This window comes from Melittangium boletus DSM 14713 (assembly GCF_002305855.1).
Classification (GTDB): Bacteria; Myxococcota; Myxococcia; order Myxococcales; family Myxococcaceae; genus Cystobacter; species Cystobacter boletus.
The window spans coordinates 3,051,525-3,078,131 of record NZ_CP022163.1; the positions used below are offsets into that span (position 1 = coordinate 3,051,525).

At 69.1% G+C, this 26,607-nt stretch carries 27 protein-coding genes; 14 read left to right on the forward strand and 13 right to left on the reverse strand.

Annotated elements, in window-relative coordinates; all coding sequences use genetic code 11:
- On the forward strand, nucleotides 1-837 hold the full coding sequence (locus MEBOL_RS12695; RefSeq protein ID WP_342747764.1) for an alpha/beta hydrolase: 837 nt from the start codon (nucleotides 1-3) through the stop codon (nucleotides 835-837).
- Here MEBOL_RS12695 and MEBOL_RS12700 read toward each other — a convergent pair whose 3' ends face one another.
- Nucleotides 838-4,062, reverse strand: a complete 3,225-nt coding sequence (locus MEBOL_RS12700) for a bifunctional cytochrome P450/NADPH--P450 reductase (RefSeq protein ID WP_245919707.1) — start codon at nucleotides 4,060-4,062, stop codon at nucleotides 838-840.
- Between the two features lie 115 nt (nucleotides 4,063-4,177).
- Between MEBOL_RS12700 and MEBOL_RS12705 the strand changes: the two genes are divergently transcribed.
- The 5 genes from MEBOL_RS12705 (at nucleotide 4,178) to MEBOL_RS41075 (ending at nucleotide 9,965) form a co-directional block, all read left to right on the forward strand.
- Nucleotides 4,178-4,885: a Crp/Fnr family transcriptional regulator gene (locus MEBOL_RS12705; protein WP_095977681.1), complete on the forward strand. Its 708-nt coding sequence runs from the start codon at nucleotides 4,178-4,180 to the stop codon at nucleotides 4,883-4,885.
- A gap of 64 nt (nucleotides 4,886-4,949) precedes the next feature.
- Nucleotides 4,950-5,648, forward strand: a complete 699-nt coding sequence (locus MEBOL_RS12710) for an ABC transporter ATP-binding protein (protein WP_095977682.1) — start codon at nucleotides 4,950-4,952, stop codon at nucleotides 5,646-5,648.
- A complete protein-coding gene (locus tag MEBOL_RS12715; protein WP_095977683.1) occupies nucleotides 5,645-8,188 on the forward strand; it encodes an ABC transporter permease in 2,544 nt (847 codons plus the stop codon). Before MEBOL_RS12710 ends, MEBOL_RS12715 begins: the two co-directional genes overlap by 4 nt.
- Entirely contained in the window at nucleotides 8,188-9,372 is a 1,185-nt protein-coding gene (locus MEBOL_RS12720; RefSeq protein WP_095977684.1) for a lipocalin-like domain-containing protein, read from the forward strand. Before MEBOL_RS12715 ends, MEBOL_RS12720 begins: the two co-directional genes overlap by 1 nt.
- Nucleotides 9,373-9,395: 23 nt before the next feature.
- A complete protein-coding gene (locus tag MEBOL_RS41075) occupies nucleotides 9,396-9,965 on the forward strand; it encodes a GIY-YIG nuclease family protein (protein WP_157774911.1) in 570 nt (189 codons plus the stop codon).
- A 39-nt stretch (nucleotides 9,966-10,004) separates the two neighbouring features.
- On the opposite strand, the gene MEBOL_RS12725 is transcribed toward MEBOL_RS41075, so the two are convergent.
- The 6 genes from MEBOL_RS12725 to MEBOL_RS12750 form a co-directional block, all read right to left on the reverse strand.
- Entirely contained in the window at nucleotides 10,005-10,475 is a 471-nt protein-coding gene (locus MEBOL_RS12725; protein ID WP_095977685.1) for an NUDIX hydrolase, read from the reverse strand.
- Nucleotides 10,476-10,505: 30 nt separating this feature from the next.
- Nucleotides 10,506-10,976: an NUDIX hydrolase gene (locus MEBOL_RS12730; protein WP_095977686.1), complete on the reverse strand. Its 471-nt coding sequence runs from the start codon at nucleotides 10,974-10,976 to the stop codon at nucleotides 10,506-10,508.
- A 356-nt stretch (nucleotides 10,977-11,332) separates the two neighbouring features.
- Nucleotides 11,333-11,803 carry an NUDIX hydrolase gene (locus MEBOL_RS12735; protein WP_095977687.1) on the reverse strand — a complete coding sequence of 157 codons (471 nt, stop codon included), beginning with the start codon at nucleotides 11,801-11,803 and terminating at the stop codon, nucleotides 11,333-11,335.
- On the reverse strand, nucleotides 11,800-12,999 hold the full coding sequence (locus MEBOL_RS12740) for a DUF2380 domain-containing protein (RefSeq protein ID WP_342747765.1): 1,200 nt from the start codon (nucleotides 12,997-12,999) through the stop codon (nucleotides 11,800-11,802). The genes MEBOL_RS12735 and MEBOL_RS12740 overlap by 4 nt, the downstream gene beginning before the upstream one ends.
- Nucleotides 13,000-13,293: 294 nt before the next feature.
- Nucleotides 13,294-14,004, reverse strand: a complete 711-nt coding sequence (locus MEBOL_RS12745) for an MBL fold metallo-hydrolase (protein WP_170115493.1) — start codon at nucleotides 14,002-14,004, stop codon at nucleotides 13,294-13,296.
- A gap of 128 nt (nucleotides 14,005-14,132) precedes the next feature.
- Nucleotides 14,133-14,666, reverse strand: coding sequence for an FHA domain-containing protein (locus tag MEBOL_RS12750; protein WP_095977690.1), 534 nt, complete (start codon nucleotides 14,664-14,666; stop codon nucleotides 14,133-14,135).
- Nucleotides 14,667-14,772: 106 nt separating this feature from the next.
- On the opposite strand from MEBOL_RS12750, the gene glpK reads away from it, so the two are divergent.
- From glpK to MEBOL_RS12765, 3 genes are read left to right on the forward strand one after another with little or no spacing between them, the layout of a single operon-like run.
- A complete protein-coding gene (gene glpK / locus MEBOL_RS12755; RefSeq protein WP_095977691.1) occupies nucleotides 14,773-16,257 on the forward strand; it encodes a glycerol kinase GlpK in 1,485 nt (494 codons plus the stop codon).
- 16 nt (nucleotides 16,258-16,273) lie between these two features.
- Nucleotides 16,274-16,585 (forward strand): 4a-hydroxytetrahydrobiopterin dehydratase, encoded by a 312-nt coding sequence (locus MEBOL_RS12760; protein WP_095977692.1) that lies wholly within the window; start codon nucleotides 16,274-16,276, stop codon nucleotides 16,583-16,585.
- Nucleotide 16,586: 1 nt separating this feature from the next.
- Nucleotides 16,587-17,822 carry a hypothetical protein gene (locus MEBOL_RS12765; protein ID WP_095977693.1) on the forward strand — a complete coding sequence of 412 codons (1,236 nt, stop codon included), beginning with the start codon at nucleotides 16,587-16,589 and terminating at the stop codon, nucleotides 17,820-17,822.
- A 4-nt stretch (nucleotides 17,823-17,826) separates the two neighbouring features.
- Here MEBOL_RS12765 and MEBOL_RS12770 read toward each other — a convergent pair whose 3' ends face one another.
- The 6 genes from MEBOL_RS12770 to MEBOL_RS12795 all read right to left on the reverse strand — a co-directional run bounded on the left by MEBOL_RS12770 (nucleotide 17,827) and on the right by MEBOL_RS12795 (nucleotide 21,985).
- On the reverse strand, nucleotides 17,827-18,078 hold the full coding sequence (locus tag MEBOL_RS12770; RefSeq protein WP_157774912.1) for a hypothetical protein: 252 nt from the start codon (nucleotides 18,076-18,078) through the stop codon (nucleotides 17,827-17,829).
- A gap of 29 nt (nucleotides 18,079-18,107) precedes the next feature.
- A complete protein-coding gene (gene dapE / locus MEBOL_RS12775) occupies nucleotides 18,108-19,184 on the reverse strand; it encodes a succinyl-diaminopimelate desuccinylase (protein WP_095977695.1) in 1,077 nt (358 codons plus the stop codon).
- A gap of 21 nt (nucleotides 19,185-19,205) precedes the next feature.
- Complete coding sequence (locus MEBOL_RS12780) at nucleotides 19,206-20,345, reverse strand: bestrophin family protein (protein WP_095977696.1); 1,140 nt, start codon at nucleotides 20,343-20,345, stop codon at nucleotides 19,206-19,208.
- Between the two features lie 48 nt (nucleotides 20,346-20,393).
- Nucleotides 20,394-21,218, reverse strand: coding sequence for a 2,3,4,5-tetrahydropyridine-2,6-dicarboxylate N-succinyltransferase (locus tag MEBOL_RS12785; RefSeq protein ID WP_179956410.1), 825 nt, complete (start codon nucleotides 21,216-21,218; stop codon nucleotides 20,394-20,396).
- Between the two features lie 42 nt (nucleotides 21,219-21,260).
- Entirely contained in the window at nucleotides 21,261-21,569 is a 309-nt protein-coding gene (locus MEBOL_RS12790; RefSeq protein WP_095982744.1) for a hypothetical protein, read from the reverse strand.
- Nucleotides 21,570-21,682: 113 nt separating this feature from the next.
- Nucleotides 21,683-21,985: a PRC-barrel domain-containing protein gene (locus tag MEBOL_RS12795; RefSeq protein ID WP_095977698.1), complete on the reverse strand. Its 303-nt coding sequence runs from the start codon at nucleotides 21,983-21,985 to the stop codon at nucleotides 21,683-21,685.
- A 177-nt stretch (nucleotides 21,986-22,162) separates the two neighbouring features.
- Here MEBOL_RS12795 and MEBOL_RS12800 point away from each other — a divergent pair, with 177 nt between their 5' ends.
- The 5 genes from MEBOL_RS12800 to MEBOL_RS12820 all read left to right on the forward strand — a co-directional run bounded on the left by MEBOL_RS12800 (nucleotide 22,163) and on the right by MEBOL_RS12820 (nucleotide 26,603).
- A complete protein-coding gene (locus MEBOL_RS12800; protein WP_245919709.1) occupies nucleotides 22,163-23,587 on the forward strand; it encodes a pyridoxal phosphate-dependent decarboxylase family protein in 1,425 nt (474 codons plus the stop codon).
- A gap of 58 nt (nucleotides 23,588-23,645) precedes the next feature.
- Nucleotides 23,646-24,365, forward strand: coding sequence for a glycosyltransferase family 2 protein (locus tag MEBOL_RS12805; RefSeq protein WP_095977700.1), 720 nt, complete (start codon nucleotides 23,646-23,648; stop codon nucleotides 24,363-24,365).
- 125 nt (nucleotides 24,366-24,490) lie between these two features.
- Nucleotides 24,491-25,054: a putative ABC transporter permease gene (locus tag MEBOL_RS12810; RefSeq protein WP_218920896.1), complete on the forward strand. Its 564-nt coding sequence runs from the start codon at nucleotides 24,491-24,493 to the stop codon at nucleotides 25,052-25,054.
- A gap of 178 nt (nucleotides 25,055-25,232) precedes the next feature.
- Nucleotides 25,233-26,267 (forward strand): rod shape-determining protein, encoded by a 1,035-nt coding sequence (locus MEBOL_RS12815; protein WP_002621977.1) that lies wholly within the window; start codon nucleotides 25,233-25,235, stop codon nucleotides 26,265-26,267.
- Nucleotides 26,268-26,372: 105 nt separating this feature from the next.
- Nucleotides 26,373-26,603: a DUF2171 domain-containing protein gene (locus MEBOL_RS12820; RefSeq protein ID WP_095977701.1), complete on the forward strand. Its 231-nt coding sequence runs from the start codon at nucleotides 26,373-26,375 to the stop codon at nucleotides 26,601-26,603.
- Nucleotides 26,604-26,607: the final 4 nt, after the last annotated feature.

Consider the following 26,607-nt stretch of genomic DNA (forward strand, 5'->3'; position numbering starts at 1 on the left):
ATGGACACGCGGATGGATGCCGGGAAGACAGCGCCATTCGAGCTGGGCGAGGGCGAGGACGCCTGCCTGCTGCTACACGGCTTCACCGGCAGTCCCTGGGAGGTGCGCCCCCTGGGCGAGGCCCTGGCGGCACGAGGCCTGTACGTGCGCGCCATCCGCCTGCCCGGCCACGGCTCCACCCCCGAGGAGTTGCTGAACGTGAACCACCGCGACTGGACCCAGGCCGCGGCGCATGCCCTGTTCTCGCTGCGCCACCACCGGCGCACCTTCGTGGCGGGGCTGTCCATGGGCGCCCTGCTCTCGATCCAGCTCGCCGCGAACTACCCCGAGCGCGTCCAGGGACTCGCGCTCATGGCCCCGGCCATCCACTTCACGGGCCTCCACATGTGGCTGCTCAAGCGCCTGCGGCGCCACGGATTCCTCGAGCGCTTCAAGCCCTGGGTCCTCAAGGAGAGCACCGATCTGTCGGATCCCGCCGCGCGCGCCGAGGCCCCCATCCTCCCGGCCTTCCCGTCCGCGCGCCTGCAGGACCTGTGGGAGTTGCAGGACATCGCCCTGGAGTCCCTGCCCCGCGTGCGCTGCCCCGCGCTGGTGGCCATGTCCAAGCAGGATCACGTGGTGGACCCCGACGGCGGACGGCTGGTGGCGCGGGGCCTCACCGCCTCGCCCCAGGTGCGCTTCATCTCGCTGCCCACCGGCTTCCACATCATGCCCCGGGACGTGGGCGCGCCCCTGCTCCTCTCGGAGATCGGCGACTTCTTCGACCGCCTGCGCGCCGCGGACGCGGGCCCGGAAGCACCGAGCGGTCAAGCCCGGTGCTCCTCGGGTAAGCCCTGATCAGGCGAAGACGTCCGCGACCAGCCGGCCCTGCTTCTCCATCTCCGCCAACCAGCGCGAGGCCTCCTCCTCGGAGCACCCCACCGTCTCCTGGTGGATGCGCGCCAGCGTCTCGCGCACCGCGGGCGCCATGCGCCGGCCATCCCCGCACAGGAACACCGTGGCGCCCTGGGCCAGCAGCGCCTTCACCTGCTCGCGCTCCTTCCACAGGCGGTGCTGCACGAACATCACGTCGCCCTCGGGCTGGCGGAAGAAGGCGGGCAGCACCTTCACCACGCCCTCGCGCTCCCAGGCCGCCAGTTCCTCGCGGTAGAGGAAGTCCACGTCCGGATGGTCACACCCGAAGAAGAACAGCGCGGGCCCGGCCGCCTCTCCGTGCACATGGCGCAGGGCGCGCTCCTGGATGAAGCCCCGGAAGGGCGCCAGTCCCGTGCCCGCTCCAATCATCACGAGGGGCGTCGCGTTGGACGCGGGCGGGTGGAAGGGCGCGTTGGGCGTGCGCACCGCCACCGCCACCGGGTCCCCCGGATGCAGACGCGCCAGGTAGCTCGAGCACGTGCCATGGAAGCGCCCCTGGCCGCTCCAGGCGTCCGCGTCCACCACGGCGACCGTCAATGAGCACTGCGTGGGGTCCGCCCGCGGCGAGGACGACACCGAGTACTGCCGCACCCGCATGGTGGGCAACAGCTCGAGGAAGTCCGCGAAGGACAGGACGCACGAGCTGTACTTCTCCAGGAAGTCGAGCACGCTCACGCGCTTGTCGAGCACCTCCGCCTTGTAGCGCTCGGCGTCCTGGGCGAGCGCGAGCAGGTGCTGCGCGTGCGGCGGGCACGGGTTCATCGCGGCGAGCCGTTCCAGGTCCTTGCGCGTGGCGGGCGCCGACAGCTCCACGTGCCGGCCCAGCAGTTCCTGCACGGACACCGGACGGTCCGTGGGAAGCGAGGCCGCCATGGCGCCACGGGTGGAACGCAGCACGACGGCCGCATCCGTTCTCACCCCGAAGCGGCGCGCCGCGCGCTCGACGAGATCCGGGTGGTTCTCCGGTAGCACCGCCAGGTAGTCCCCGGCCGCGTACGTCACGCCCTCGGGCAGGCGGAACGTCAGGTGCCGCTTGGAACGCCCGAGCGGCGACGTCATGTCGACGAGCTCCCGGTTCTCCACCAGCGTGGACATGCCGAGCTTGTTCTGCGCCACCAGGTCCACGCTCGCCGACGGCACCACCTCCACCTTGTAGAGCGGCCCCGAGTTCACCTCGCCCGTGGACACGCCCAGGGCCTCGCCCACCGTGCTCCAGAAAGGCGCGTACCAGTGCTCGAAGTCGCCGAAGAAGTCACCCCGCGCGTCCGCCTCCCCGCGCGCCACCAGGGCTTGCGCTCCCGCCGCGTGCAACCGCTCATCGAAGTGCTTGGGAATGGCCTGGTAGGTCGCCGCCCAGTCGCGGTTGCCACAGCCGAACACCGCGTAGCGCACGCCGAGCAGCGAGCCCTCCGGCACGTGGGAAATCCACGCATGGAAGCCCCGCGCGTTGTCCGGCGGCTGGCCGTTGTAGGAGGCCGTCACGAGGACGACCGCGCCCTGCTTGGGCAGCTTCCCCGTGTACTCGTCCAGCGGCGCCACCTTCGCGGAGTAGCCCCGCGCGAGTCCATCGCTCGCGATCCGCCGGGCGAAGGCCTCGGAGGCCCCCGAGTTGGAGCCATACAACAGGAGCAGGGGCGTGCCGTGGGCGGCCACTCCGCCCTGTCCCTGGGAAGTAGCCGCCACCGGAGCGGGGCTGGGCCGCGTGGTGAGCGAACGCGAGACGTTCTGGCGCACGCGCGCGCGGATCCTCAACCCCTCGGGCTTGAGCGTGAGCGTTTCGCGGACGTGCAGCGAATAGGGCGCGGGCTCGGAGATGTGGAAGCGCTGCAGGAGCATGCCCAGCACGAGCGTGGCCTCCTGGAGCGCGAACGCCCGGCCGATGCACGAGCGCTGACCGTTGCCGAAGGGCTTCCACGCGTGCTGGGGAATGCCGTCACGCACCTCGGGGGCGAAGCGATCCGGATCGAAGCGCTCGGGATCCCTCCACACCGTGGGGTCGCGGTGCAGCATGGGCGTGAGCACGAAGAGCGTGTCACCCGCGGACAGGGGGTGGGTGCCCACGAGCCGAGTGTCCACCAGGGCTTGCACGCTGAAGCCCGGCGCGGTGGGCCACAGGCGCAGCGTCTCGCGCAGGATCTGATCGATGTAGTGCAGCTGGTTGACCTGCTCGAAGCGCGGCGTCTCCGAGCCCAATACCCGGTCCACCTCCGCGTAGGCCTTCTGGAGCACGTCCGGGTGGCGCAGCAGGAAGTAGAGGGCGAAGGACAACAAGCCGCTCGTCGTCTCGTGCCCCGCGATGAGGAACGTCACGAGCTGGTTGCGGATGTTGTCGTCATCCAGCCCCTCGCCCGTGAGCGGATCCTTCTCGGAGAGCATCAGTCCGAGCAGATCCCTCGGCGCGTCCTCGGGCGCGAGCTTGCGGCGCTGGGCGATGAGCTCGCGCGTCACCTCGTGCATGTAGCTGGCGTCCACCTGGAACTGGCGCCGCGTGCGCAACATGAGCTGCGTCTTCAAGGGGACACGCCGGGCACGGTTGCCCGCCTCGGCCAGGGCCCGCACCATGGACTCGACGAAGGGATGCATCTCCCTCTGGTAGAAGGAATTGAAGCGATAGCCGAAGCCACACAACGCGATGGTGTCGAGCGTGAGCCGCGTCATGTTGTCGGGCACGTCGATCGCTTCCTCGGGACCGAAGCGCTCCCAGCGCGTGAGCATCTGGTCCGCCACGTCCAGCATCTCGTCGTGGTAGCCGCGCATCGCCGCGGGCCCGAAGGCGGGCATCAGCAGCCGGTGCGCCTTGCCCCAGTTGGGCTCGTGTGTGTAGGCGGTGAAGAGACCATCGCCGGCGAAGTCGCGGATCTCCTCGAGCGCCGCCCCCACCTTCTTGTCGAAGCGGCTCTCGTCACACAAGTCGGCCACCAGCTCGTGCGAGCTGACCACCAGCAGGGACCGTCCCCCCGGAAACGACAACCGGAAGAGGGGTCCAAGCTCACGCGCCAGCTTCATCATGTTCTGCATGGGCGTTTCAGAGCCCAGGTCGGGCGCGTTGCCCACGACGGGCCGCACGCGCGGCTGGGGAATGGACACCCGCTCCATACCGAGCTGTCCCGTGACCAGGTTCAATCGCTCCGCCAACATCTTCCCCATCGCGCTTCTCCTCCTGGCTCGAATCCAGGGAGAATGATGGGGACGCCACACCCCAAACTCTGTCGCCGCCGCGACAGAGTCGCGAAACAGTGAACCGGAGAGGCCGCCGTCCGACATGAAGCCCGACCGCACAGCACTCGACTACCTGGAGCTGTTCCGCACCGGCAGTTGGTTTCGAGCCATGCCGGCCGGATTGCAGGAAAAGCTGCTCCGGGCGGGCGTGCTCCGGACCCTGAAGACGGGCCAACACCTGTTCTCCCGGGGAGATCCGCCCGGGGGCATCCATGGCATGGTGGATGGCGCCATCCAACTGAGGAGCGTGGGGCCCTCCGGGAAGGAATCCCTGCTCATGCTCCTGGAGCCCCCCTCCTGGAGTGGCGAAATCTCCCTGTTCGACGGCCTGCCCCGTACCCATGACGCCATCGCGGATGGGCCCTCCGTCGTCGTCCACGTGCCCCAAAGAGCGCTGGAAACCCTGGTCCAGGAGCAGCCCGCCTATTGGTTCGAGTTCGGCCGGCTCATGGCCCAACAGCTCCGGGTCGCGCTCCTGGGCATGGACGAGAACGCGCTGCTGCCCGTGCCCGTCCGGCTCGCCCGGCGCCTGCTTCACATCATCCAGAACTATGGGGACCGGCACACCCACAGCAGCCGGGTCATCGGGGTGAGCCAGGAACAGCTCGCGATGATGCTCTGCATCTCCCGGCAGACGACGAACCAGCTCCTCAAGAACCTGGAGGCCCAGGGCGCCGTGCGGCTGCGCTACGGGGAGATCGAGATCATCGATCTGGAGAAGCTGCGCGAGCTGAGCACGCCTCCGGAGTGACCAGGGAGCCATCCTCCACACGGAGCGTGCATGCGGCGGGCGTCTGCATTAGGCACTCTCCCGCATGTCCGCTCCCTCCCCCGTGGTCGAGCTTCACGATGTCTCCAAGTCCTACGCCGAGGGCGATGCCGTGCGGGAAGTCCTCGCGGGCACGAACCTCACGCTGAACGCGGGCGAGTTCACCGTGCTGCTGGGCCGCAGCGGCTCGGGCAAGTCCACCCTGCTCAACCTCATCAGCGGGATTGATCAACCCACGCGCGGCACGGTGCGGGTGGCGGGCCAGGACCTGGGCCACATGAGCGAGCACGCGCGCACGCTCCTGCGCCGCGAGCGCATCGGCTTCATCTTCCAGGCCTTCAACCTGCTTCCCACGCTCACGGTGGAGGAGAACATCCTCCTGCCCCTGGAGCTGACGGGACGCACGGGAGCCGCCTCGCGCGACCGGGTGCGCGAACTCCTGGGCACCGTGGGCCTGGGCAACCGGGCCGCGAGCTTCCCGGACCGGCTCTCCGGCGGCGAGCAGCAACGCGTGGCCGTGGCCCGGGCGCTCGCCCACGCTCCGCCCCTGCTCCTGGCGGACGAGCCCACGGGCAACCTGGACGAGCAGACCGGGCGCAAGGTGTTGGACCTGCTGGAAGACCTCACGCGCCGCGAGCGCGTCTGCGCCCTCATCGTCACCCATGATCCGGGACTGATGGCGCGCGCCCACCGGGTGCTGCGGCTGGAAGCGGGCCGGCTCATCGAGCAGGCGGTGCGGCCGTGAGTCAGCGCCTCCTCGCGCGCGCGAGCCTGCGCCACCTGGGAAGCCATCCGTGGCTCACGGCGCTGTCGCTCCTGGGCATCGCGCTGGGCGTGGCGGTGGTGGTGTCCATCGACCTGGCCAACGCGAGCGCCATGCGCGCCTTCGAGCGCTCCACGGACACGGTGACGGGCCGAGCCACGCACCAGCTCATCGGCGGACCCACGGGGCTGCCGGAGACGGTGTACCGCGACCTCCGCCTGCTGCCCGGCGCGCCCGTGTCCGCGCCGATGGTGGAGGGCTCCGTGCGCGCGCTCGGCGGAGACCAGCGGCCCCTCACCGTGCTCGGGGTGGATCCACTCTCCGAGGCGCCCTTCCGCGCCTACGTGCCCCAATCCAGGGCCGAGGTGGACCTGGGCGCGTTCCTCACCGAGCCCGGTGCCGCGCTGCTCACGCGACGCACGGCCGGCGCCCTGGGCGTGAAGGCGGGAGACGCGCTCGACGTGGGCGTGGAGGGCGTGACGAAGCAACTGCGGGTGCTCGCCGTCCTGGAGCCCGGGGACGAGGGCACCGCCCGCGCCATGGAGGGCCTGGTGCTCACCGACATCTCCACGGCGCAGGAACTGCTCGGACACGAGGGGCGCCTCACGCGCATCGACCTGATCCTCCCGGAGGCGACGGCCGAGGTCACGCTCGCGCGGCTGCGGCTCCCCGAGGGCGTGGAAGTCGTTCGGCCCCAGGCGCGCGGCAACGCGGTGGCGCAGATGACCCGGGCGTTCCGCACCAACCTCACGGCGCTGTCCCTGCTCGCGCTCGTGGTGGGCACGTTCCTCATCTACAACACCATGACGTTCTCCGTGGTGCAGCGGCGCGAACAGCTCGGCCGGTTGCGCGCGCTCGGCGTCACCCGGGGAGAGCTGTTCACGCTGGTGCTCGGCGAGGCGGGCGTGCTGGGCCTCGTGGGCACCGTGGGCGGCGTGCTCCTGGGGATTCTCCTCGGCCGGGGCCTGGTGGTGCTCGTCACCCAGACCATCAACGACCTTTATATGTCCGTGAGCGTGCGGGGACTCGCGCTGGAGCCCTTCACGTTGGGCAAGGGCGTGCTGCTGGGACTCGGCGCCACGCTCGCCGCCGCGCTGCGTCCCGCGTGGGAGGCCGCCCGCTCCGCCCCCGCCCTCACCCTGCGCCGCTCCACCCTGGAGGACGTGACACGGGGAAGAGCACCCCGGCTCGCGCTGGCGGGACTCGGGGTGCTCGTGCTCGGCGTGGGATTGCTGATGCTGCCCACCCCCGAGTTGCTGCCCGCCTACGCGGGGCTCTTCTCCGTGCTGCTCGGCGCGTCGCTGCTGGTGCCGGGGCTCACGGCGCTCCTGGCCCAGGGGGCGGCCGGACCGTTGGGCCGCGCGTTTGGACTGCTCGGGCGCATGGCGGCGCGGGGCGTGACGGCGAGCCTCAGCCGCACCGCCGTGGCGCTCGCGGCGCTGATGGTGGCGGTGGCCACCACGGTGGGCGTGGGGCTGATGGTGACGAGCTTCCGGGGCACCGTGGCGGACTGGCTCGGCTCCTCGTTGCAGGCGGACGTCTATGTGTCGCCGCCCTCGCTCGTCGCCCGGCGCGGAGGAGCCGCCTTCCTCCCGGGGCTCGCCGAGCGCGTGCGTGACACCCCGGGCGTGGCCAGCAGCAGCACGATGCGCTCGGCCCAGGTGCGCGTGGGCGGCGTGCTCACGGACGTGCGCGCGGTGGACTTCGGCGGCACGACCGCACGACCCTACCGCTTCAAGGAGGGCAACCCAGAGACCGTGTGGAAGGAGCTGGACGCGCCCGACGCCGTGCTCGTCTCCGAGCCCTTCTCCTTCCATCGCCGCGTGGGCGTGGGCGGCCGCGTGGAGCTGGCCACGGACAAGGGCCCCGCCTCCTTCCGGGTGGTGGGCGTCTACTATGACTATGGCTCGGACGCGGGCACGGTGTTGATGACGCGCGCCACGTGGCTCGCGCACTTCGAGGACGGGCGCGTGAGTGGCGTGGCCCTCTACGCGGCGCCGGGAGAGGACGTGGACGCGCTCGTCGCCCGGGTGCGCGAGCGCGTCGCGGGCGAGCAGGAGCTCACCCTGCGCTCCAACCGGGCGCTGCTCGCGACGAGCCTGGAGGTGTTCGACCGCACCTTCACCATCACCCACGTGCTGCGGCTGCTGGCCATCGGCGTGGCCTTCGTGGGCGTGCTCAGCGCCCTCATGGCCCTGCAACTCGAGCGCGCCCGCGAGTTCGCCGTGCTGCGCGCCACCGGGCTCACCCCGCGCCAACTGTGGGCGCTCGTGTCGCTCCAGACGGGTCTGCTCGGCGTGCTCGCGGGGCTGTTCGCGCTGCCCCTGGGCGTGGCGCTCGCGTACGTGCTCGTCCACGTCATCAATCAGCGCTCCTTCGGCTGGTCCTTGCAGCTCGTGGTATCCCCCGAGGTGCTGCTCCAGGCGCTGGGACTGGCGCTGCTCGCGGCGGCGCTCGCGGGCCTGTACCCGTCCTGGAAGATGTCGCGCGCGAACCCCGCACAGGCGCTGAGGGAGGAATGATGCGGCGAGGCATCGGATTGATCATCGGCGTGGGACTGGTGCTCGGGGCGCTTGGAGCGGGCGCCGCCTGGGTCTCTCGCGAGGCCGCTCCCCCTCCGGAGCGGGCCCCGACGATGACGGTGGCGGACGCACTCGGCGCTCCCGCGCGGGGACTGGAGGGCTATGCGCGCGCCCTCGAGCCCCGGGACTTCCACTTCCCGGAGGACCACGGTCCCCACCCGGAGTTCCGCAACGAGTGGTGGTACTGGACGGGCCACCTCGCCACGGCGGATGGGCATGCGTTCGGCTACCAGTTCACCCTCTTTCGCAGTGCGCTGGCACCGGGGGAGCCGGAGGGGACGTCGGCGTGGAGCACGCGGCAGATCTACATGGGGCACCTGACGCTGTCGGACCTCGGCACGGGGCGCTTCCATGCCTCCGAGCGCTTCAGCCGGAGCGCCCTGGGTCTCGCGGGGGCGAGCGCCGCGCCCTTCCGGGTGTGGTTGGAGGACTGGAGCGCGGAGGCGGTGGGGAGCGAGGCCCCGCCCATGCGGATCACCGCGCGCAGTGGAGACATGGCGTTGTCGCTCGTGCTGGAGGCGGGCAAGCCCCCCGTGCTCCAGGGAGACCGGGGCCTGAGCCAGAAGGGGCCTGGAGCGGGCAACGCCTCCTATTATTACTCGCTCACCCGAATGCCCACGCGCGGGCAGGTGACGGTGGAGGGACGCACGCACGAGGTGACGGGCGAGAGCTGGATGGATCGCGAGTGGAGCACGGCGGCGCTCGGCGAGGACTCGGTGGGCTGGGACTGGTTCTCGCTCCAGCTCTCGGATGGGAGCGAGCTCATGTACTACCAGCTCCGCCACCGCGACGGCACGGTGGACCCCTTCACCTCGGGCACCTTCGTCCCCGCGCAGGGCGAGCCGGTGCACCTGTCGCGCGAGGACGTGCGCCTGGACGTGCTCGGCACCTGGAAGAGTCCACGCAGGGGTGTGGAGTACCCGGCGCGCTGGCGGCTCGCGGTGCCCACCCAGGGCCTCGACCTGGAAGTGACGCCCGCGCTCGCCGACCAGGAGTTGCCGGTGAGCGTGCGTTATTGGGAAGGCGCGGTGCGCGTATCGGGGGCTCACGATGGCCAGAGCGTACGGGGCCAGGGATACGTGGAGCTGACAGGCTACGGGGACCATGCCCCGAGGGAACGCTGAAGCCCTACGATCAGGAACAAACCATGTGCAATGGGAAGCTCCTCTCCGCGGAACTCAACCACTGGATTCCATTGACAGACGCCGTACAACACGAGAACGGACCATTCTCCGAAGTGCCCAAGGACTCAGGCGTATACACCCTACGCGTCAGCAAGATAGGCACGCCCAATCTCTCACGAGTGAAATCCAACTTCCTTGATTCAGCCTTCATGAAGGCAAGAAGTCGCATGGACAAGGTGAGTGGAGAGTTGTTCGCTGAAATTGGTCTAGGAAAGGAACAAGCCTGGACCGATACCGATTATTATGTTCGCAGACTCGCCCGGGTAGATCGGATCGCGATGAACCAACAAGGCATTGCCTGTCCCATCGTATACATCGGCAGGGCAAACAACCTCCGGCGCCGGATGAACGAGCTTGCTTTTGGTGGCCACACCGCCAACGCCCCATTCTGGGCACTCTTGATGTCAGGCTGGAAATTCGATTTGGGCTTTCACAAGGCTCGTCCGAAAGCAGAGGTTCACCTCGAGGCACACCTCAAGGAGTTGTTTCGAGAACTCCATGAGGACAATCTACCTCCATTGGTGGAGCGGTAGCACTCTTCCCGGTGAGCCTGCCCTGGACTCGTTAGCCGCTCAAGCCTCCTCGTCGGGCAGGAGCGTACGGAGCAACTCGTCATCAGGACCGAGTGGCCTCCAACCGGGTGGCGGCGGCGTGGCGAGAAGCGCATCGCCGACCTGCCTGACACGCTCTTCATGCGTTTCAGGGGTGTAGGCGGACCAAAAACCAAGCGCCTTGGCAACCTTGAAGCGGTTTGCGTCGTCCAGCACGGCGGGCCAGCCCTCTGGAAGGAACTCGGACAGTTCACGCACGAGCACGTCGCGCACCAAACGTGTGACCTGCTTGCGCTGCTCCGCCTCGGAGAACAATCCGCTCAACACCTGCACTGCAGCGACATCGTCCGCTCCCAGTTCGTCGGCCAGCACATACAGCGGGACAGCAGGGCGCGCCTCGGCGAAAGCGGTAAGCGAAGCATAACCACGCTCGCGGATCCGCTCATATAAGCGGACCCGCCAGTGGCCCCGCCAAGCATGTCCGTCGCCCACTGCCACCTCCAAGCCGTAGAGTTCTACCGATCAAGTATCCTCGTCTGGCCAGAACATGCGAATCAATTCGTCGTCGGGGCCAAGCGGGCGCCAACCAGGATGAGGGGGCCTGGCAAGAATCGCGGCCATGACCTGCCTGGCGCGCTCCTGATGGACTTCTGGGGTGTATCCAATCCAGCGAGCGAGTGCCTTGGCGACTGCGAAACGCGATGAGTCATCCATCACAGGCGGCCATCCATTGGGGAGACTCTGGGATAGCTGACGCACGAGCACATCACGTTCAAAGCGAGTGACCTGGTTGCACTGTTCCGCCTCAGCGAGCAACCCGCTCAACACCTGCACTGCGGCAACATCCTCCTCGCCAAGCTCCTCGGCCAAGGCATATAGCGGAATGGCAGGTCGAGCCTCGGCGAAGGCCGTGAGCGAAGCGAAACCACGCTCGCGGACCCGTTTGTACAGGCGGTCCTTCCAGTTGCCTTGCCAAGCACGTCCGTCGGTCATTGCCCTCTCCAAGCATGCTGGGCGAACAAACCATCGGAGCGGCCGCCAGTGCCCCGCGAACTGGCCGCGAGTCTGGAGAGAGCGTCCGCGATGCGGCGCGTGGAACCCGACACGTCATGGAGGGCATCCCTGAGCGCTTGCCGGGTCCGTGCGGCCTCTGGGAAAACGCTCCTCCATCCAGCACCCGCCCCGGGCTTCGGATGGGAGGCCAGAACAGCGGCCCCTCGGAGCGGCTCACGCGAGTACATCCCCGGACCACGCGTTGGTGCTATCGACGCACAGCCTGTGGCCCACAGGGACAGGGCGAGCAACGGGCCCGCCCACGGGAAAATCCTCATCGCATGCCTATTAGCCAGTCAGACTTCCTCGTCAGGCAGAAGCGTGCGGAGCAATTCGTCATCAGGACTGAGCGGGCGCCAGCCGGGCGGCGGCGGAGCGGCAATGAGTGCTGCGCTGATCTGCCGGACTCGCTCCTCATGGGTTTCTGGAGTGTAGGCAATCCACGCGCTGAGCGTCTTGGCCACCTTGAAACGGTTTGTATCGTCCAACACGGCGGGCCAGCCCTCGGGCAGACCTTCCGACAGCTCACGCACGAGCTGTCCGCGCACCAACCGCGTGAGCCGATGGGTACGCTCCGCCTCAGCCACCAGTCCGCTGAATACCTGCACACCGGCGATGTCTTCCTCGCCAAGTTCCTCGGCCAATTCCACTAGCGAGGCTGTGGGACGGGCATCGGCGAAGGCCGTGAGCGAATCGTAACCGCGCTCGCGAACCCGCTCGTATAGGCGGACCCTCCAGTGGCCACGCCAAGCATGACCACGGGTCATCTTCCTCTCCAGGGCCTGAAGTCCATTGGAAGGTTGTAGCGCTTCATGTGAAACGCGACTGTTCCCAAGACCTCGCTCCGCGTCAACATCCGACCAGCCAGCATCTCAGCGTCGCGCAGCGCCTTCATGATCATCTGGTTCCATTCGCCGGGCCATTTTCGACCCTGACGCCAGTTGCCACCTCCATGAATCGCCTCGTGGTGCGCCTGCTCCATCTCGACGCAGAACTGGTCGATGCTCATCTCACCGGTGAAGCCACGCTGCTCGAACCACTCGCGGTGCTCTCGCGGCAGGACGTGGTGCCGTGGTGGCTCGGCCATTCCCGCTCCCGCGCTCCCCGTCTGGTGCATCCCGCGCACCTCGGGGCTGTCACCCAGCGCGTCTCGCACGCCCCGTGGCAACTCGTCGTGCGACTGCGACATCAGCACCTGACCCGCCTGGACGCGGACCGCGGCACTGACGACCGGGACGGAGATGACGCCCGCTCGCACGAGCCGGCGCATCATCTCCACCCACTCGGCGGAGACGACCACCCGCGTCCCCATCATCACGCCGTCGGCTCCCATCACCAGGCCCACGCCCAGCATGGCGGGCGCGGCTGGCGGCGGCCTTGGCGGGGAAAGTCTCATCGTCGAGACCATCGACAGCATCTCGACGACCTGCGCCGCCACGATGACCCGATTGACGCGCTCGGCCGACACGCGCACTCCCTCACGGGTCGATTGGAATTCGCGAGTGAGTTCGCCCATCAGCCCAGGAACCCCGGCCGCCGTGGCCTCGACCCGCCCTGGCTCCAGGGACGACAGCGCCCTCATGGAGGGCTCGAGCATCTCCCGCACGTGCTCCATGTCCACGTACAGCTTCTCCACGCTGTAGAAGGGGCATTGCCGGAGCACCACGTCCTCGAGGTTCAGGAAGTCGCTCCAGGCGGCCAGGAGCATGGAGCCGAACAGCGCGGCCTCCAGTCGTGGACCGGAGAGGCGCAGCAGGGCGAGTCCCATCTCCGGGTCATCGACCTCCGAGGCCACCTGCACCCACCGGGTGGCTCCCTTGAGAGCGACTTCGAGCCACCGCAACTGCCGTGCGCCATACACGATGTGCTGGGCGAACAGACCATCGGAGCGGCCCCCCATGCCCCCCGGACTGGCCGCGAGTCTGGAGAGAGCGTCCGCGATGCGGCGCGTGGAACCCGACACGTCATGGAGGGCATCCCTGAGCGCTTGCCGGGTCCGCGCGACCTCCACCGCCGCAGGGGAAACGCTCCTCCTTCCGGCGCCCTCCGTTCCGACTGGATGGGAGACCAGAACAGCGGCCCCTCGGCGCATCTCACGCGAGTACATCCCCGGACCGCGCGGGGGTGTCATCGACGCGCAGCCCGTGGCAAACAGGGCCAGGGCGAGCAACGGGCCCGCCCACGGGAAACTCCTCATCGCATACCTCCTGGACGCGCCCCCAGCGGGAGCGCCGGGCCAGGAGATACCCGTCCCGTCTCAGATCAGGAACGCCTCTTCCCGAGGAGCCGTCTCCCCGGCCTCGCGCGGCCGGGAGTTGTACGCGAGTGATTCCGCCAGACGCGAGGGCGGGACCATGCGCCGCGTGTTCATCTCCTCGATGAAGGCGGCGCGGTCCATGCGCAGGCGCGGGTTGGTGACGCGCTCATGGCCGATGGTGCTGAACGTGCGCCCACCGTAGTCATGAGCGGGGTACACGAGCATGTGCGAGGGCAGCGTGAGCAACCGATCCAGGCTGGCATACGCGGCCTCGGCATCACCCGAGGGCAGGTCCGTGCGGCCCGAGGAGCCGATGAGCAGGGTGTCCCCCGTCAACACCCGGTCCTCCAGGAGCAGCACCAGGCCGTCCGCCGTGTGGCCGGGGCTCGCCCAGACCTTCACGCGGATGTCTCCCACGTTCATGTACTCGCCGTCGCGCAGCGTGCGATCCACCGCCGCCATGGGGGCGCCCACGTACAGCGCACCCGGCAGGCGCGCGAGTTCGCGACCTCCGGACAGGTGGTCCGCGTGCGTGTGGGTGTCCACCGTCGCGAGCAGTTGCAGCCGGTCCCTCCCGAGCCGTTGGAGATAGACCGGCACCAGTTCCAGCACCGGATCCACGACGATGGCCTCGCGCGTGCGCGCACAGGCGATGAGGTACGTCCGGCAACTCGCTCCGCCGTTCAGCTCCTCGAAGATGAGACTCTTCACACTCGCCTCCTCGGCCATGCCCCCAATGGCACACCCAACAAACTAGGCATGCGCTCCCGCGAGCAAGGGCCCGCCCCCCAAAAGCGCGACCCGGACGCCAGGAAGTCGACGAATGCGGGGCGCGAGGCTCAGCGCGCGGCCGCGGGGACCGCCGTGGTCAGGTGGGCGTGCAGTGTCTGGGTGCTGACATAGAGGAACTGGGCGTCGCCGAAGGCCAGTCCATCCCCGTCCCACAACTGCTGCTCCTCCTCGCCCAACTGCACCGTGTTGACGTAGGTGCCATTCATGGAGCCCGAGTCGCGCACGTAGCAGGTGTTGTCCGCCGCGCTCCAGCGCAGGAGCGCGTGGAACTTGGAGACGGACGGGTCATGCACCACCAGGGAGCTGGTCTCCAGCCGGCCCACGGCGAACACCTGCCCCTCCGAGACGGGCTGGAGGAAGAGCACCTGCAGGTGCTCGAAGCCCTGCAGCATGGACACGAGCCGGTCCGCCAGCCGCGAGCGATGGGCCATGAAGACCGTGCGCGAGCGTCCCATCTGCTGGGCCACCTTCTGGAACACCATGGAGGGGGGCTGCTGGATGAGCGCCACGGGGCCGAATTCCGACTGGAACGCCTGGACATCCACCCGGGCCCGCGCCCGTAATTCCTTCACCGAGGGCATGACTCCCCACCCTAGGACCGCTCGCCGCACGTGCCAAGGGCCTTGGCTCGGCTATGGTGCGCCCGCGTACACCCCAAGCAGCCCCCCTTCTAGGAGACTCATCCCCATGGCGAAGGCGAAGTACGTGCTGGCAGTGGACCAGGGCACCACCGGAACGCACGTCTCCATCCTGGACGACAAGCTCCGGGTGGTGGGCGATGCCTATCGGGAGTTCACCCAGCACTTCCCCAAGCCCTCGTGGGTGGAGCACGACCTGGAGGAAATCTGGGCCAGCGTGGAGACGTGCATCCGCGCGGCGCTCAAGGACGCGGGACTCACGGGCAAGGACCTGTCCGCGGTGGGCATCACCAACCAGCGCGAGACGACGGGGCTGTGGCTGCGCGAGGGTGGCAAGCCCCTGGCCCCCGCCATCGTGTGGCAGGACCGGCGCACCTCCGAGCGCTGCGCGCAACTGCGCGAGAAGGGCGAGGAGCCCCGGGTGCGCGAGACGACGGGCCTCGTGTTGGACCCCTACTTCTCGGGCACCAAGCTCGCCTGGATGCTCGAACACGTGAAGGGCGCGCGCAAACGCGCCGAGAAGGGAGACGCCTGCTTCGGCACCGTGGACACCTGGCTCGTCTACAAGATGACCGGCGGCCAGTCGCACGTGACGGACGTCACCAACGCCAGCCGCACCCTGCTCATGGACGTGCGCAAGCTCGCCTGGGATGACTCCATGCGCGAGCTGCTGGGCGTGCCCGCCGCGTGCCTGCCGGAGATCCGCGGCTCGGTCGACGCCTACGGTACCACGAAGGGCATGCGCTCGCTGCCGGATGGAATTCCGCTCACGGGCATGGCGGGCGACCAGCAGGCGGCGCTCTTCGGCCAGGCGTGCTTCTCGCCCGGCGAGGCCAAGTGCACCTATGGCACCGGCGCCTTCCTGCTGATGAACACGGGCGACGTGCCGGTGAAGTCGCGGTCGGGGCTGCTGACCACGGTGGCCTGGAAGATCGGGGACAAGACGACGTACGCGCTCGAGGGCTCCTCCTTCATCGCCGGCGCCGCGGTGCAGTGGCTGCGCGACGGGCTCAAGGTCATCAAGAAGTCAGGAGACGTGGAGCCGCTGGCCGCGAGCGTGAAGGAGAGCGGGGACGTGGTGTTCGTCCCGGCGCTCGCGGGGCTGGGGGCGCCGCACTGGCGGCCCGAGGCGCGCGGCCTCTTCGGCGGAATCGACCGCTCCACCACGGCGGCCCACCTGGCGCGCGCGGCGCTCGAGGGCGTGGCGATGCAGATCCACGATCTGGCCGAGACGATGCGGCGGGACAGTGGCCGGGAGATTCCCTCCTTCAAGGTGGATGGGGGCGCGTCGGCCAACAACCTGATGATGCAGTTCCAGGCGGACATGCTGGGCACCGAGGTGGTGCGTCCGCAGAACCTGCAGACCACGAGCCTGGGGGCGGCGTTCCTCGCGGGCCTGGGCGCGGGGGTCTGGACGAGCACGGACGCCATCCGCAAGGCGTGGAAGGTGGGCAAGGTCTTCAAGCCGAAGATGAAGGCCGAGGCCCGCGAGCGGCACCTCACCAAGTGGCGGCGCGCGGTGGAGCGCGCGTAGGAAAGGAAGGCGGATCATGGCGCGAGACACGACGAAGTTGACCTCCGAGGAGCTCTATCGCTTCCTCGGCCGCTATCCCCTCTGGAAGCACGAGGAAGGGATGCTCCGCCGTACCTACGAGGCCCCCAACTTCCTCGCCGGTATCGAGTTCGTGAACCGGCTGGCGAAGGTGGCCGAGGCGGCGGATCACCACCCGGACATCGACATCCGCTGGCGCAAGGTGACGCTGGCGCTGGTGACGCACGACGCGGGGGGAATCACCTCGCGGGACACGGAGCTGGCGGCCGAGGCGGATTCGCTGTTCGCCCAGGTGGCCGTCGCCAGCTGACATGCGCGCGGGCCTGCTCGTCGCGTGGGTGCTGCTGGCGGGCTCGGGAGCGCGGGCGCAGGACGACGCGCCCGCGGTCACCCGGCCCGAGCGGCTGTACCTCAACCCCGGGCTGCTCATGGGCTCCTCGCGGGTGGTGGGGCTCGGGGGCGCCTACGTGGGCATCGCCGAGGGCGTGGTGGGCTTCGCGAGCAACCTGGCGGCGCTCGCCCACCGCTCGCCCCGGCTGGACAAGGACTGGGACGTGGGCGTCACCCTGTCCTGGTTGGATCTGCCGTTGTCCAAGGTGCAGGACAAGGACCTGGACAACGACGGCCAGCCCGACAACGCGCCCGAGACGCTGCAGCTCATCGGCTCGTTCACGCTCCAGTACCGCAACGTGGGCTTCGGCTTCTCGCTGCGCAACTACCGCATCGGCTATTGCAACACGGCCTCGTGCGACCCGGGAGATCTCATCCGCGTGTCGCTGCTCCACACCTCGCTCGCGGGAGCGATCGCGCTCGGCCGGGACGACTTCATCCTCGGCTTCGGCATCTACAGTGGGCAGGCCATCCTCAGCTACAAGCCCGAGGGCAACTGGTTCTATGGCAACACGGGCGTCGCGCTGGACGTGCTCTACCGGCCCCATGGACGGCCCTACCGGGTGGGCCTGTCGGTGCGGCCGGAGCTGCTCGGCGATTGGCAGCGCGCCCTGGGACAGCCCGCCACCATCGCGGGCCGGCAGATCTACTCGGCCGTGGTGTCTCCCTCGACGGTCTCGCTGGGGGTGAGCTGGCGGCTCGGTCAAGGCGCGGAGCTGTACAACCGGCTGTCCCCCGCGGCCCGCCAGCAGATGCTCGAGGGCGCGCACTTCAGTGAGGTGCCCACCGAGGATGACCCCCAGGCCATCCCGGGCCGGTGGCTCATCAGCTCGCAGGTGGATCTCATCTCCTCGGTGGAGAACGCGGTGTCGGTGCACTCCTTCACGTCCCTGACGTCGCCCGAGTACGTGGGCGCCCGGTCGATGCTCCAGCCGCGCCTGGGCATGGAGCACGAATCGTTTCCCGGGCGGCTGCGCACGCGCCTGGGGGCCTTCCTGGAGCCCTCGCCCTTTCCGGATCGCCCCCTGCGGCCCCACCTGACGGGGGGTTTCGAGCTGTTCCTGGTCCGCTACCTAGACGACTGGGCACTGACGGCGTCCTTCGACGTGTCCCGGCGCTACTCCAACTTCGGTATCTCGGTGGGCTTCTGGCGGTAGCGGTTCAATGAAGCGAGTGCCGCCGCCGGGCCGCCTGACGCTGACCCGGCAGCCGCTGACGTCTCGTGTCCAGATGGGCGGAGCGGGGCGAGCGCGCCGCCGGGGTCGCCACGCCCCCGGCGTCCTCGGGCAGGGGGCGGTCCTCTTCACGCCGATGCGCCGGCTCGCTGAGCAACCGGGAGTCCGGACGCCAGTCGAGGACCAGGATGGCGATCAGCACCATCAACACCACCAGACGTCGCAACGAGGGACTCATCACCCTCCCAACACCGGACGCTCCCGGTCTCAGCCCGCCTGGGTGAGGAACAACGCCAGCTTCTCATGGGCCAGCGCCAGCGCGGGAATGGGCGCGCTCTCGTTGGCCTGGTGGGCCTGGGCCGTCTCCCCGGGACCGAAGTTCACCGCGTCCACGCCGAACTCGGAGAAGCGCGCCACGTCCGTCCACGCCTGCTTGGAGGCGGCGGGCAGGCCCGTGAGCGCCATCAACCGCTGGAAGAGCGGGTTGTCCGCGCACACCCGGCCACTCGGAGCGAGGTCCGTGAAGGACACCTCCGCCGCGTCCCCCACCAGCTCGCGCACCTCCTCCTGCGCCCGGGCCACCGTCTTGCCTGGCGCGAAGCGGTAGTTGAGGTTCAGCTCGAAGGACTCCGGCACCACGTTGCGCGCCCGTCCCCCCGAGGCCTTGGTGATGCTCATCACCTCGTAGAAGGTGAAGCCGCCGTGCGCCACCTCGCGCCGGGGCCGGGTGAGCAGTTGGGCGAGCAGGGGACCCGCCTTGTGGATGGCGTTCTCGCCCTGCCACGGCCTCGCCGAGTGCGCGCTGCGGCCCTGGAAGCGCAGGTTCGCGTGCAGCGTCCCCACGCACCCCACCTGCACCACGCCATCGGTGGGCTCCATGGCGATGCCGAACTTCACCCGCCGCAGCGCCTCGCGCGCGTCGAACAACGGCCCCAGTCCGCTCTCCAGGTAGGGGCCCTCCTCGCGCTCGTAGAGCACCCACACCAGGTTGACCGGCAGCTTCGCGCGGGGCAGGTCCTCCGCCAGCGCCATCATCACCGCCAGCCCCCCCTTCATGTCCGAGGCGCCCAGGCCGAACACCCGCTCGCCCTCGATGCGCGGCTCGCGGTCCTCCGGGTGCGCGGGCACGGTGTCCAGGTGTCCCACGAAGGCCACCGTCGGCCGGGGGTCCTGGAGGTTGCCCAGCACGAACGAGTGCCCCAACCGGAACACCTCGGAGGGAGCGAAATGGGCGCGCGCCCAGCCCTCCACGTGGTCGGCGAGCGCCTTCTCCTCGCCGATGGGGCTGCGGATGCGGCACAGGGCCAGGGTGGACTGCGCGAGGCGGGTGGCGAGGTCGGTCATGCGGAGGGCTCCCGAGGGCCCTCAGTAGAGCAGTCCGTCCTCGGGCTGCAAGGGGGGCGGCAACTCCTTCTCCCCGAGCATCTGCCGCAGGTTGATCTCGATGGTGCGGCAGAGCGCCGTCATGGGCGTGTCGCTGTAGCCATCCTCGAAGGGCGCCTCCACGTCACGGCCCACCGCGTCCATGGCGATGAAGAGGAAGGCGATGACGGCGGTGACGAGGGGCGTGAGCATCCCCAGCTCGGACACCACTCCGAGCGGCAGGAGGACCAGATAGGCACGCACCATGGCGCGCGGCAGCACGTCGTACTGGAGCGGAATGGTCGTGTTCTTGATGCGCTCGCAAGCCCCCAGGATGTTCATCAACTCCCTGAGCGAGCCGTCCAGGATGGTCAGGCGGAGCATGGCCTCGGGGCCGGGCGTCTCGGCGAAGACGCGGCGCAGGCGCGCCGAGGCCCACATGAGGATGGCCGTGGGCACGTTCTGCTCCTCGCGCAGCGCCTCCAGCACGGCCGGGCGGAAGAAGGGCTCGAGCGAGGGGAAGGGATCCTGGCGCCGCAGGTGGTGGCGCAAGGCGTTCACGAAGCCGATCTGCGCGTACACCAGCTCCCGTGCGTCCGAGGTGATGCCCTCCCAGGGGGCCCGGAAGGGCCGCGAGGGGTCGTCGACGACATCCTCCGCGTGCTTCACCTCGGCGGTGTGGGTCGAGCGCATGAGGGTATAGAGGTAGGCCCCCCGCGCCTTGCCGAAGCGGTCGCGCACGGCGCCGTCGCTCGCGCCGAGCGTGACGGCGGGCTTGGGCTCCACCGCCGTGCGCATCAGGGGCGTGGTGGGCGAGGAGGACGTGTTGACCTGCGCGGCGCCCTCGGGGATGGGCAGCAAGGTGAGCACCTGCCGGGCGAAGGTGCGCGACGTGTTCACCAGCGAGCCCCACAACGTGCGCGCTTCCCACCAGCGGTCGTAGGCGGAGTTATTGCGGAAGGTCAGCAGGATGCCGATGGTCGCGGCGAGCACCGTGACGGGCAGCGCCGGGACCGCCAGGAAGGTGACGTCGAACTCCTGGTAGGCCAGCGCCACACAGGTGGCCAGCAGCACGTGAATCACCACGGGCCGGCCCGTGTAACGCAGGACGATCCGCCAGGACAGCTTCCCACCCACAATCATCACCACGCTCCTTGGGGTGGCGTCTCCACCCGCTGCCCTGGCCCGCGCCTACACCGACACCGCGAAGTCGCGCAGTGCCGAATTGAGGCTCGTCTTCTTGTCGGTGCTCTCCTTGCGCTGCCCGATGATGAGCGCGCACGGCACCATGTAGCTGCCCGCCGGGAACTTCTTCTCCTTCATGCCTGGAATCACCACGCTGCGCGCCGGCACGCGGCCCTTGAAGACCTTCTCCTCGGGACCCGAGACATCGATGATGGGCGTGGAGGCCGTGAGCACCACGTTGGCGCCCAGCACCGCCTCCTCCTCCACCACCACGCCCTCGACCACGATGCACCGGCTGCCGATGAAGGCACCGTCCTCGATGATGACGGGCGAGGCCGTGGGCGGCTCGAGCACCCCCCCGAGCCCCACGCCACCGGACAGGTGCACGTTGCGGCCCACCTGCGCGCAACTGCCCACCGTGGCCCAGGTGTCCACCATGGTTCCCGCGCCCACGTACGCGCCGATGTTCACGTAGCCGGGCATCACCACGGCGCCGCGCTCCACGTGCGCCCCGTAGCGCACCACGCCGGGCGGCACCACCCGCACGCCCGCCGCCTCCAGCCCCTTCTTCAACGGAATCTTGTCGAAGAACTCGAAGGGCCCCACCTCCATCACCTTCATCTCGGAGAGGGCGAAGAACAGGAGGATGGCCTCCTTGGCCCAGGCATTCACCTTCCAGCCCTCGGCCGTCTTCTCCGCCACGCGCAACGCGCCGGAGTCGAGCAGCGCGAGCGTCTCGCGCACCGCCGCCGCGTACTCCGCTTCCTTCAGCTTCGCCCGGTCGGCGAATGCCGCGGACACCCTCTGGGACAGACTCTCGATGGAGGACATGGCCGTTCCTTCAAGCATGAAAAGGCCCGGGGCGCACCATCCTCATGAGGGTTCGTGCGGGGGCTCCGTCAGAGGGTGAATGGCCGTGACCACCTCGGTGCGCAACCGGTCTCCCACGGGCTCCAGCGCGCCGAACGCCTTGCCCGACACATAGACGCCCTCGCCCGTCACCCGCTCCACATGGGACAGGGGCACGGCCCACAGCTGGCGCGAGAAGCGTTTGCGCATGAACAGCACCGTCTGTCCGATTCCCGCTACCCTCCCCAGCACCGTCCCGTCCTCGTCCCGCACCTTCATGGCGTGTTGGATTGACCGCCGCTCGAAGGGGGAATCCCACCAATGTGTCTCCATGGTCATCTCTCCGTGGGCATGACTCCGTGGGCATGACTCCGTGGACACAAGGTGGGGCACCTGGAGTTCGATGGGGAGCGGCACGGGTGGCGCCACGCCCCTCGCTCGCCCGCCTAGTGCATGGAAGCCGCGTCCGGATGGGCGGGCAGCACCTGGCGCAGCCCCTCCACGGAGACGGACAGGACGAGGGTGTCGCCCACCGACTGGACCATGCTGACGGGCACCTCGATGATGCCCTGGCGGAAGATGCTGCGCGGAGTCCCGAGCAGGTCGGCGATCTCCCGGTCCAGCTTCACCTGGAAGGACTCCACCCGGAGGGTCGCGCTGTCCAGGAACAAGGTCCCCACCTCGCCAATGACCTTTCCATCCGCGCCGATGATGGTCCGTCCCCTCAGGTTCGCATCCGAAAGACGCATGGCACCGCTCCCTGTCCGAAGAGAAGAAGTCTCTTCCCAAAAGGTGGGCCCGCCTCCTCGGAGCCACATCCCGAGGGATGAAGACAGCGCCCGCATCCCCGGAAAGCAGGGGCTCGGGCGGGCCCCACGCCTCCTGGCTCATTGACGCCCAGCCGTCTTGGCGCCATGCAGCGGCCCATGGACGCCTACGATTCCGAGACCTTCCGCCGCCTGGGCCATCACCTGGTGGACACGCTCGCCGACCACCTGGCCCGCACCACCCGGCGCGAGGGACCCGTGCTGCCCTGGGCCCCGCCGGAAACCCACATCGCGGGCTTCCCCGCGGAGTTCCCCGAGGAGCCCTCGGCGGATGTCCTGGGACAGGCCTCGGCGCTGCTCTCGCGCGTGGTGGACGCCTCGCACCACCTGCACCACCCGCGCTACGTGGGCCACCAGGTGTCCTCGCCCCTGCCCCTCGCGGCCCTGTGTGACTTCATCTCCTCGTTCCTCAACAACGGCATGGCCGTCTACGAGATGGGGCCCGTCGCCACCGCCATGGAGCACAACGTGCTCGGCTGGATGGCCCGGGTGCTCGGCATGCCAGAAGGCGCGGGCGGTGTGCTCACCTCGGGGGGCTCGGCGGGCAACCTCACCGCCCTGCTCGCCGCGCGCCAGGCGAAGGCCGGTTTCGACGCGTGGAATGGAGGCGCCAGCGCCGGGCCGCCGCTCACCGTGCTCGTGCCCGAGACGGCCCATTACTGCCTGGCCCGCGCCACCCGGGTGATGGGCTGGGGCGCCGGGGGCGTCACCCCCGTGCCCGTGGACGCCCACTACCGCTTGCGCCCCGAGTCCCTGGAGGAAGCGCTCGCCTCGGCCCGGCGCGCCGGCCGTCATCCCATCGCCGTGGTGGCCAGCGCCGGCTCCACCTCCACGGGCGCGTTCGATCCGCTCGAGGCCGTGGCGGACTTCTGCGAGAAGCACGCGCTGTGGTTCCACGTGGATGGCGCGCACGGCGCCTCGACCGCGCTCAGCCCCCGCTACCGCCACCAGGTGAAGGGCATCGAGCGCGCCGATTCGGTGGTGTGGGACGCGCACAAGATGATGCTGATGCCCGCGCTCATCACCGCCGTGCTCTTTCGCGAGGGCCAGCGCTCCTTCGAGGCCTTCGCCCAGGAAGCCTCCTACCTCTTCCACGGCGAGGCCCACCGCCCCTGGAACGACGTGGCGCTGCGCACGCTCGAGTGCACCAAGGAGATGATGGCGCTCAAGCTGTACACGTGCCTGAAGGTCCTGGGGACGCGGGTGTTCGCGGACGCCGTCACGGGCAGCTTCGACCTGGCGCGCCGCTTCGCCGAGCGCCTGACGGCCGCCGGGGACTTCGAACTGGCCCTGTGGCCCGACTGCAACATCGTCTGCTTCCGGCACACGCCCCGGGGCCTGTCCGAGACGGAACTCGACGCGCTGCAAGTCCGCCTGCGCGACACGCTCGTCACGCGGGGGGATTTCTACCTGGTGCGCACCACGCTGGCCGGACGGGTGTGGCTGCGCACCACCCTCATCAACCCGCACACCACCGACGCGGACCTGGAATCCCTCCTGGAGGCCCTGCGCCGGGCGGCTTGACGCCCGTGCACCGAAGAGTCGCGCGGAGCGTCAAAATCGGCTAGAGCCCCCAGCCGTCATGCTCGTCTCCGTCATCATTCCCGTCTACAACGAGATCCCCACGCTCGCCGAAATCATCCGTCGCGTCTCCGCGGTGGATTTCCCCAAGGAGCTCGTCCTCGTGGATGACTGCTCGCGAGACGGCAGCCGCGAATTCCTCCATCGGCTGGCCTCCGAGGGATTGAGCGCCGCGGGCGCGAGCCCCGCCAACCGCAACGAGATTCGCGTGGTCTTCCAGGAGAAGAACCAGGGCAAGGGCGCCGCCCTGCGCCGGGGCTTCGCCGAGGCCACCGGCGACATCCTCATCGTCCAGGACGCCGACCTCGAGTACGACCCGCGCGACATTCCCCGCGTCATCCAGCCCATCCTGGATGGAGAAGCCGACGTCGTCTTCGGCAGCCGCTTCACCGGGACGCCGAGGCGCGTGCTCTACTTCTGGCACTCGGTGCTCAACCAGTTCCTCACCACGCTGTCCAACATGGTCAGCAACCTCAACCTCACGGACATGGAGACCTGCTACAAGGCCTTCCGCGCCGAGGTCATCCGCTCCGTGCAGGTGGAGGAGAACCGCTTCGGCTTCGAGCCGGAAATCACCGCCAAGGTGGCGCGCGGCGGCTGGCGCATCTTCGAGGTCCCCATCAGCTACCACGGGCGCACCTTCGAGGAGGGCAAGAAGATTGGCTGGAAGGACGGCGTCCGCGCGCTCTACGTCATTGGCAAATACGCCCTCAAGCGTTGACGCACCGGGGCACCTACACCCGTGCCCGCCTCGAGTGTTCGCTGATGGGCGGCCCCACGGTGCACCGGCCTTGTCGGCCCCCGGGTCCAGGTGTCCTTGGGGGAGAGGCGTCCTAGATTCGCGGAGTGCTACCGCGATTCGTCCTCTATGGGTGTGCCGGCTGGGTGATGGAGGTGTGCTTCACCGGAATGGGCGCCGCCCTGCTGGAACGGGACGGACACGGCACGGCGAAGACCTACCTCTGGATGCATCCCATCTACGGCGCCACGGCCCTGGGGATGGAGTTCCTCCATGACCGGCTGCGCTTCCTGCCCCGTCCCCTCCGGGCGCTCGCCTACACCGCCGTCATCTTCGGCGCGGAGTTCGCCACCGGATGGGTGTTGCGCAAGGTGCTCGGCCGCTGCCCTTGGGACTACGAGAAGCGGGGCTGGAACGTGAAGGGGCTCATCCGCCTGGACTACGCCCCCTTCTGGTACGCGGCCGGCCTGCTCTTCGAGCCCGCGCGCGAGGCCCTGCTGCACGTCACCAGCGAGGCCCTGCGCCAGACGCCCGAGTACCGCCACGCCGTGGAGGCTGGCAGCGTCAGCGAGCCCCACCACCCCCAGGCCGTCTCCCCCGAGCAGGACGCCGGTGAGGCCGCGGAGACCTTCCTGCTCGCCGAGGAGAACGAGCGGAAATCCACCGCCTGAGTTTCTTGTTTTTTCAGGAAAACGAACGAGAGGCGGAGAGGGACGGACGCCCACCAGCCGGGCCCACCTCTTGACAGTTGCCTTTTCTTCCTGCATCGGCCCCCCCGTAGTAGGTTGCCGCGCGCCCCTGATGTGTGAGGGGAATTGACGCCGTACTCCGGAAAGTTCCCGCCCCCGTATGTTCGACTGGCTCCACACTCTTTTCTCGCGTGACCTCGCCATCGACCTGGGCACGGCCAACACGCTCATCTACATCCGCGGTCAGGGAATCGTGTCCAACGAGCCCTCCGTGGTGGCCGTCCAGCAGGACGCGCGCGGCGGCAAGAAGGTGCTCGCCGTGGGCAAGGAGGCCAAGGAGATGCTCGGCCGCACACCGGGCAACATCGTGGCCATCCGCCCCATGAAGGACGGCGTCATCGCCGACTTCGAGATCACCGCGGCGATGTTGCGCTACTTCATCCAGACGGCGCACAACCGCAAGTCGCTGGTGAGTCCCCGCATCGTCATCGGGATTCCCTCCGGCATCACGGAAGTGGAGCGCCGCGCCGTGCGCGAGGCCGCCGCCAACGCGGGGGCCCGCGAGGTGTACCTCATCGAGCAGCCCATGGCGGCCGCCATCGGCGCGGGCCTGCCGGTGACGGAGCCCAGCGGCAACATGATCGTCGACATCGGCGGCGGCACGTCCGACGTGGCCGTCATCAGCCTGGCCGGCATCGTGTTCGCCAAGAGCGTGCGCATCGGCGGCGACAAGCTGGACGAGGCGATCATCCAGTACGTCAAGCGCAAGTACAACCTGCTCATCGGCGAGCGCACCGCGGAGCTCATCAAGATGGGCATCGGCACCGCGTACCCCACCGAGGAGGTCATGACCATGGAGATCAAGGGTCGCGACCTGGTGGCCGGTGTGCCGCGCACGCTCACGGTGAGCAGCGACGAGGTGCGTGACGCCCTCGCCGAGCCCGTCAACGGCATCGTCGAGGCGGTGAAGCTCACGCTTGAGCGCACGCCGCCGGAGCTCGCCGGAGACATCGCCGACCGGGGCATCGTGCTCGCCGGGGGTGGCGCGCTGCTCAAGAACCTGGACACGCTCTTGCGCGAGGAGACGGGCCTGCCCGTGTTCCTCGCGGAGGATCCGCTGTCCGCCGTGGTGATGGGCGCCGGCAAGGCGCTCGAGACGCTGGATATCCTCCGGCAGGTCTGCCAGCCGGGCTAGCGGGCGCCAGCGAGGGCCGTCTCTCGGACGAGCGGACCTCGGCAGTGGGGTGTCTCCCCAGGTGTTGAACTCTTGGACCCGACGCTTCCAACGAGAGGACCCAAGATGATCGACCCGGGAGACATCCACGAGGGCATGACGGTGAGGGACCGGACCGGCCGCAAGCTGGGAACGGTGGCGAACGTGGGGGACACCCACTTCGAGCTCGGACAGGGCTCACCGGCACGGCGGGACTACATGGTGCACTTCCACCGGGTCGATCGGGTCCAGGGCGTGGATGTGTACCTCGCGCCCACGCGCACCTCGTTGCCTTCCGAGGAGGACACCCGGCAGTAGCCCG

What these genes read in the sequence shown, in the direction of transcription:
- MEBOL_RS12695 (WP_342747764.1), top strand. Translation starts at nt 1, where the DNA reads ATGGACACGCGGATGGATGCCGGGAAGACAGCGCCATTCGAGCTGGGC.
- MEBOL_RS12700 (WP_245919707.1), bottom strand. Translation starts at nt 4,062, where the DNA reads ATGGGGAAGATGTTGGCGGAGCGATTGAACCTGGTCACGGGACAGCTC.
- MEBOL_RS12705 (WP_095977681.1), top strand. Translation starts at nt 4,178, where the DNA reads ATGAAGCCCGACCGCACAGCACTCGACTACCTGGAGCTGTTCCGCACC.
- MEBOL_RS12710 (WP_095977682.1), top strand. Translation starts at nt 4,950, where the DNA reads ATGTCCGCTCCCTCCCCCGTGGTCGAGCTTCACGATGTCTCCAAGTCC.
- MEBOL_RS12720 (WP_095977684.1), top strand. Translation starts at nt 8,188, where the DNA reads ATGCGGCGAGGCATCGGATTGATCATCGGCGTGGGACTGGTGCTCGGG.
- MEBOL_RS41075 (WP_157774911.1), top strand. Translation starts at nt 9,396, where the DNA reads ATGTGCAATGGGAAGCTCCTCTCCGCGGAACTCAACCACTGGATTCCA.
- MEBOL_RS12730 (WP_095977686.1), bottom strand. Translation starts at nt 10,976, where the DNA reads ATGACCGACGGACGTGCTTGGCAAGGCAACTGGAAGGACCGCCTGTAC.
- MEBOL_RS12735 (WP_095977687.1), bottom strand. Translation starts at nt 11,803, where the DNA reads ATGACCCGTGGTCATGCTTGGCGTGGCCACTGGAGGGTCCGCCTATAC.
- MEBOL_RS12750 (WP_095977690.1), bottom strand. Translation starts at nt 14,666, where the DNA reads ATGCCCTCGGTGAAGGAATTACGGGCGCGGGCCCGGGTGGATGTCCAG.
- glpK (WP_095977691.1), top strand. Translation starts at nt 14,773, where the DNA reads ATGGCGAAGGCGAAGTACGTGCTGGCAGTGGACCAGGGCACCACCGGA.
- MEBOL_RS12760 (WP_095977692.1), top strand. Translation starts at nt 16,274, where the DNA reads ATGGCGCGAGACACGACGAAGTTGACCTCCGAGGAGCTCTATCGCTTC.
- MEBOL_RS12765 (WP_095977693.1), top strand. Translation starts at nt 16,587, where the DNA reads ATGCGCGCGGGCCTGCTCGTCGCGTGGGTGCTGCTGGCGGGCTCGGGA.
- MEBOL_RS12770 (WP_157774912.1), bottom strand. Translation starts at nt 18,078, where the DNA reads ATGAGTCCCTCGTTGCGACGTCTGGTGGTGTTGATGGTGCTGATCGCC.
- dapE (WP_095977695.1), bottom strand. Translation starts at nt 19,184, where the DNA reads ATGACCGACCTCGCCACCCGCCTCGCGCAGTCCACCCTGGCCCTGTGC.
- MEBOL_RS12780 (WP_095977696.1), bottom strand. Translation starts at nt 20,345, where the DNA reads ATGATTGTGGGTGGGAAGCTGTCCTGGCGGATCGTCCTGCGTTACACG.
- MEBOL_RS12785 (WP_179956410.1), bottom strand. Translation starts at nt 21,218, where the DNA reads ATGTCCTCCATCGAGAGTCTGTCCCAGAGGGTGTCCGCGGCATTCGCC.
- MEBOL_RS12790 (WP_095982744.1), bottom strand. Translation starts at nt 21,569, where the DNA reads ATGGAGACACATTGGTGGGATTCCCCCTTCGAGCGGCGGTCAATCCAA.
- MEBOL_RS12795 (WP_095977698.1), bottom strand. Translation starts at nt 21,985, where the DNA reads ATGCGTCTTTCGGATGCGAACCTGAGGGGACGGACCATCATCGGCGCG.
- MEBOL_RS12800 (WP_245919709.1), top strand. Translation starts at nt 22,163, where the DNA reads ATGGACGCCTACGATTCCGAGACCTTCCGCCGCCTGGGCCATCACCTG.
- MEBOL_RS12805 (WP_095977700.1), top strand. Translation starts at nt 23,646, where the DNA reads ATGCTCGTCTCCGTCATCATTCCCGTCTACAACGAGATCCCCACGCTC.
- MEBOL_RS12815 (WP_002621977.1), top strand. Translation starts at nt 25,233, where the DNA reads ATGTTCGACTGGCTCCACACTCTTTTCTCGCGTGACCTCGCCATCGAC.
- MEBOL_RS12820 (WP_095977701.1), top strand. Translation starts at nt 26,373, where the DNA reads ATGATCGACCCGGGAGACATCCACGAGGGCATGACGGTGAGGGACCGG.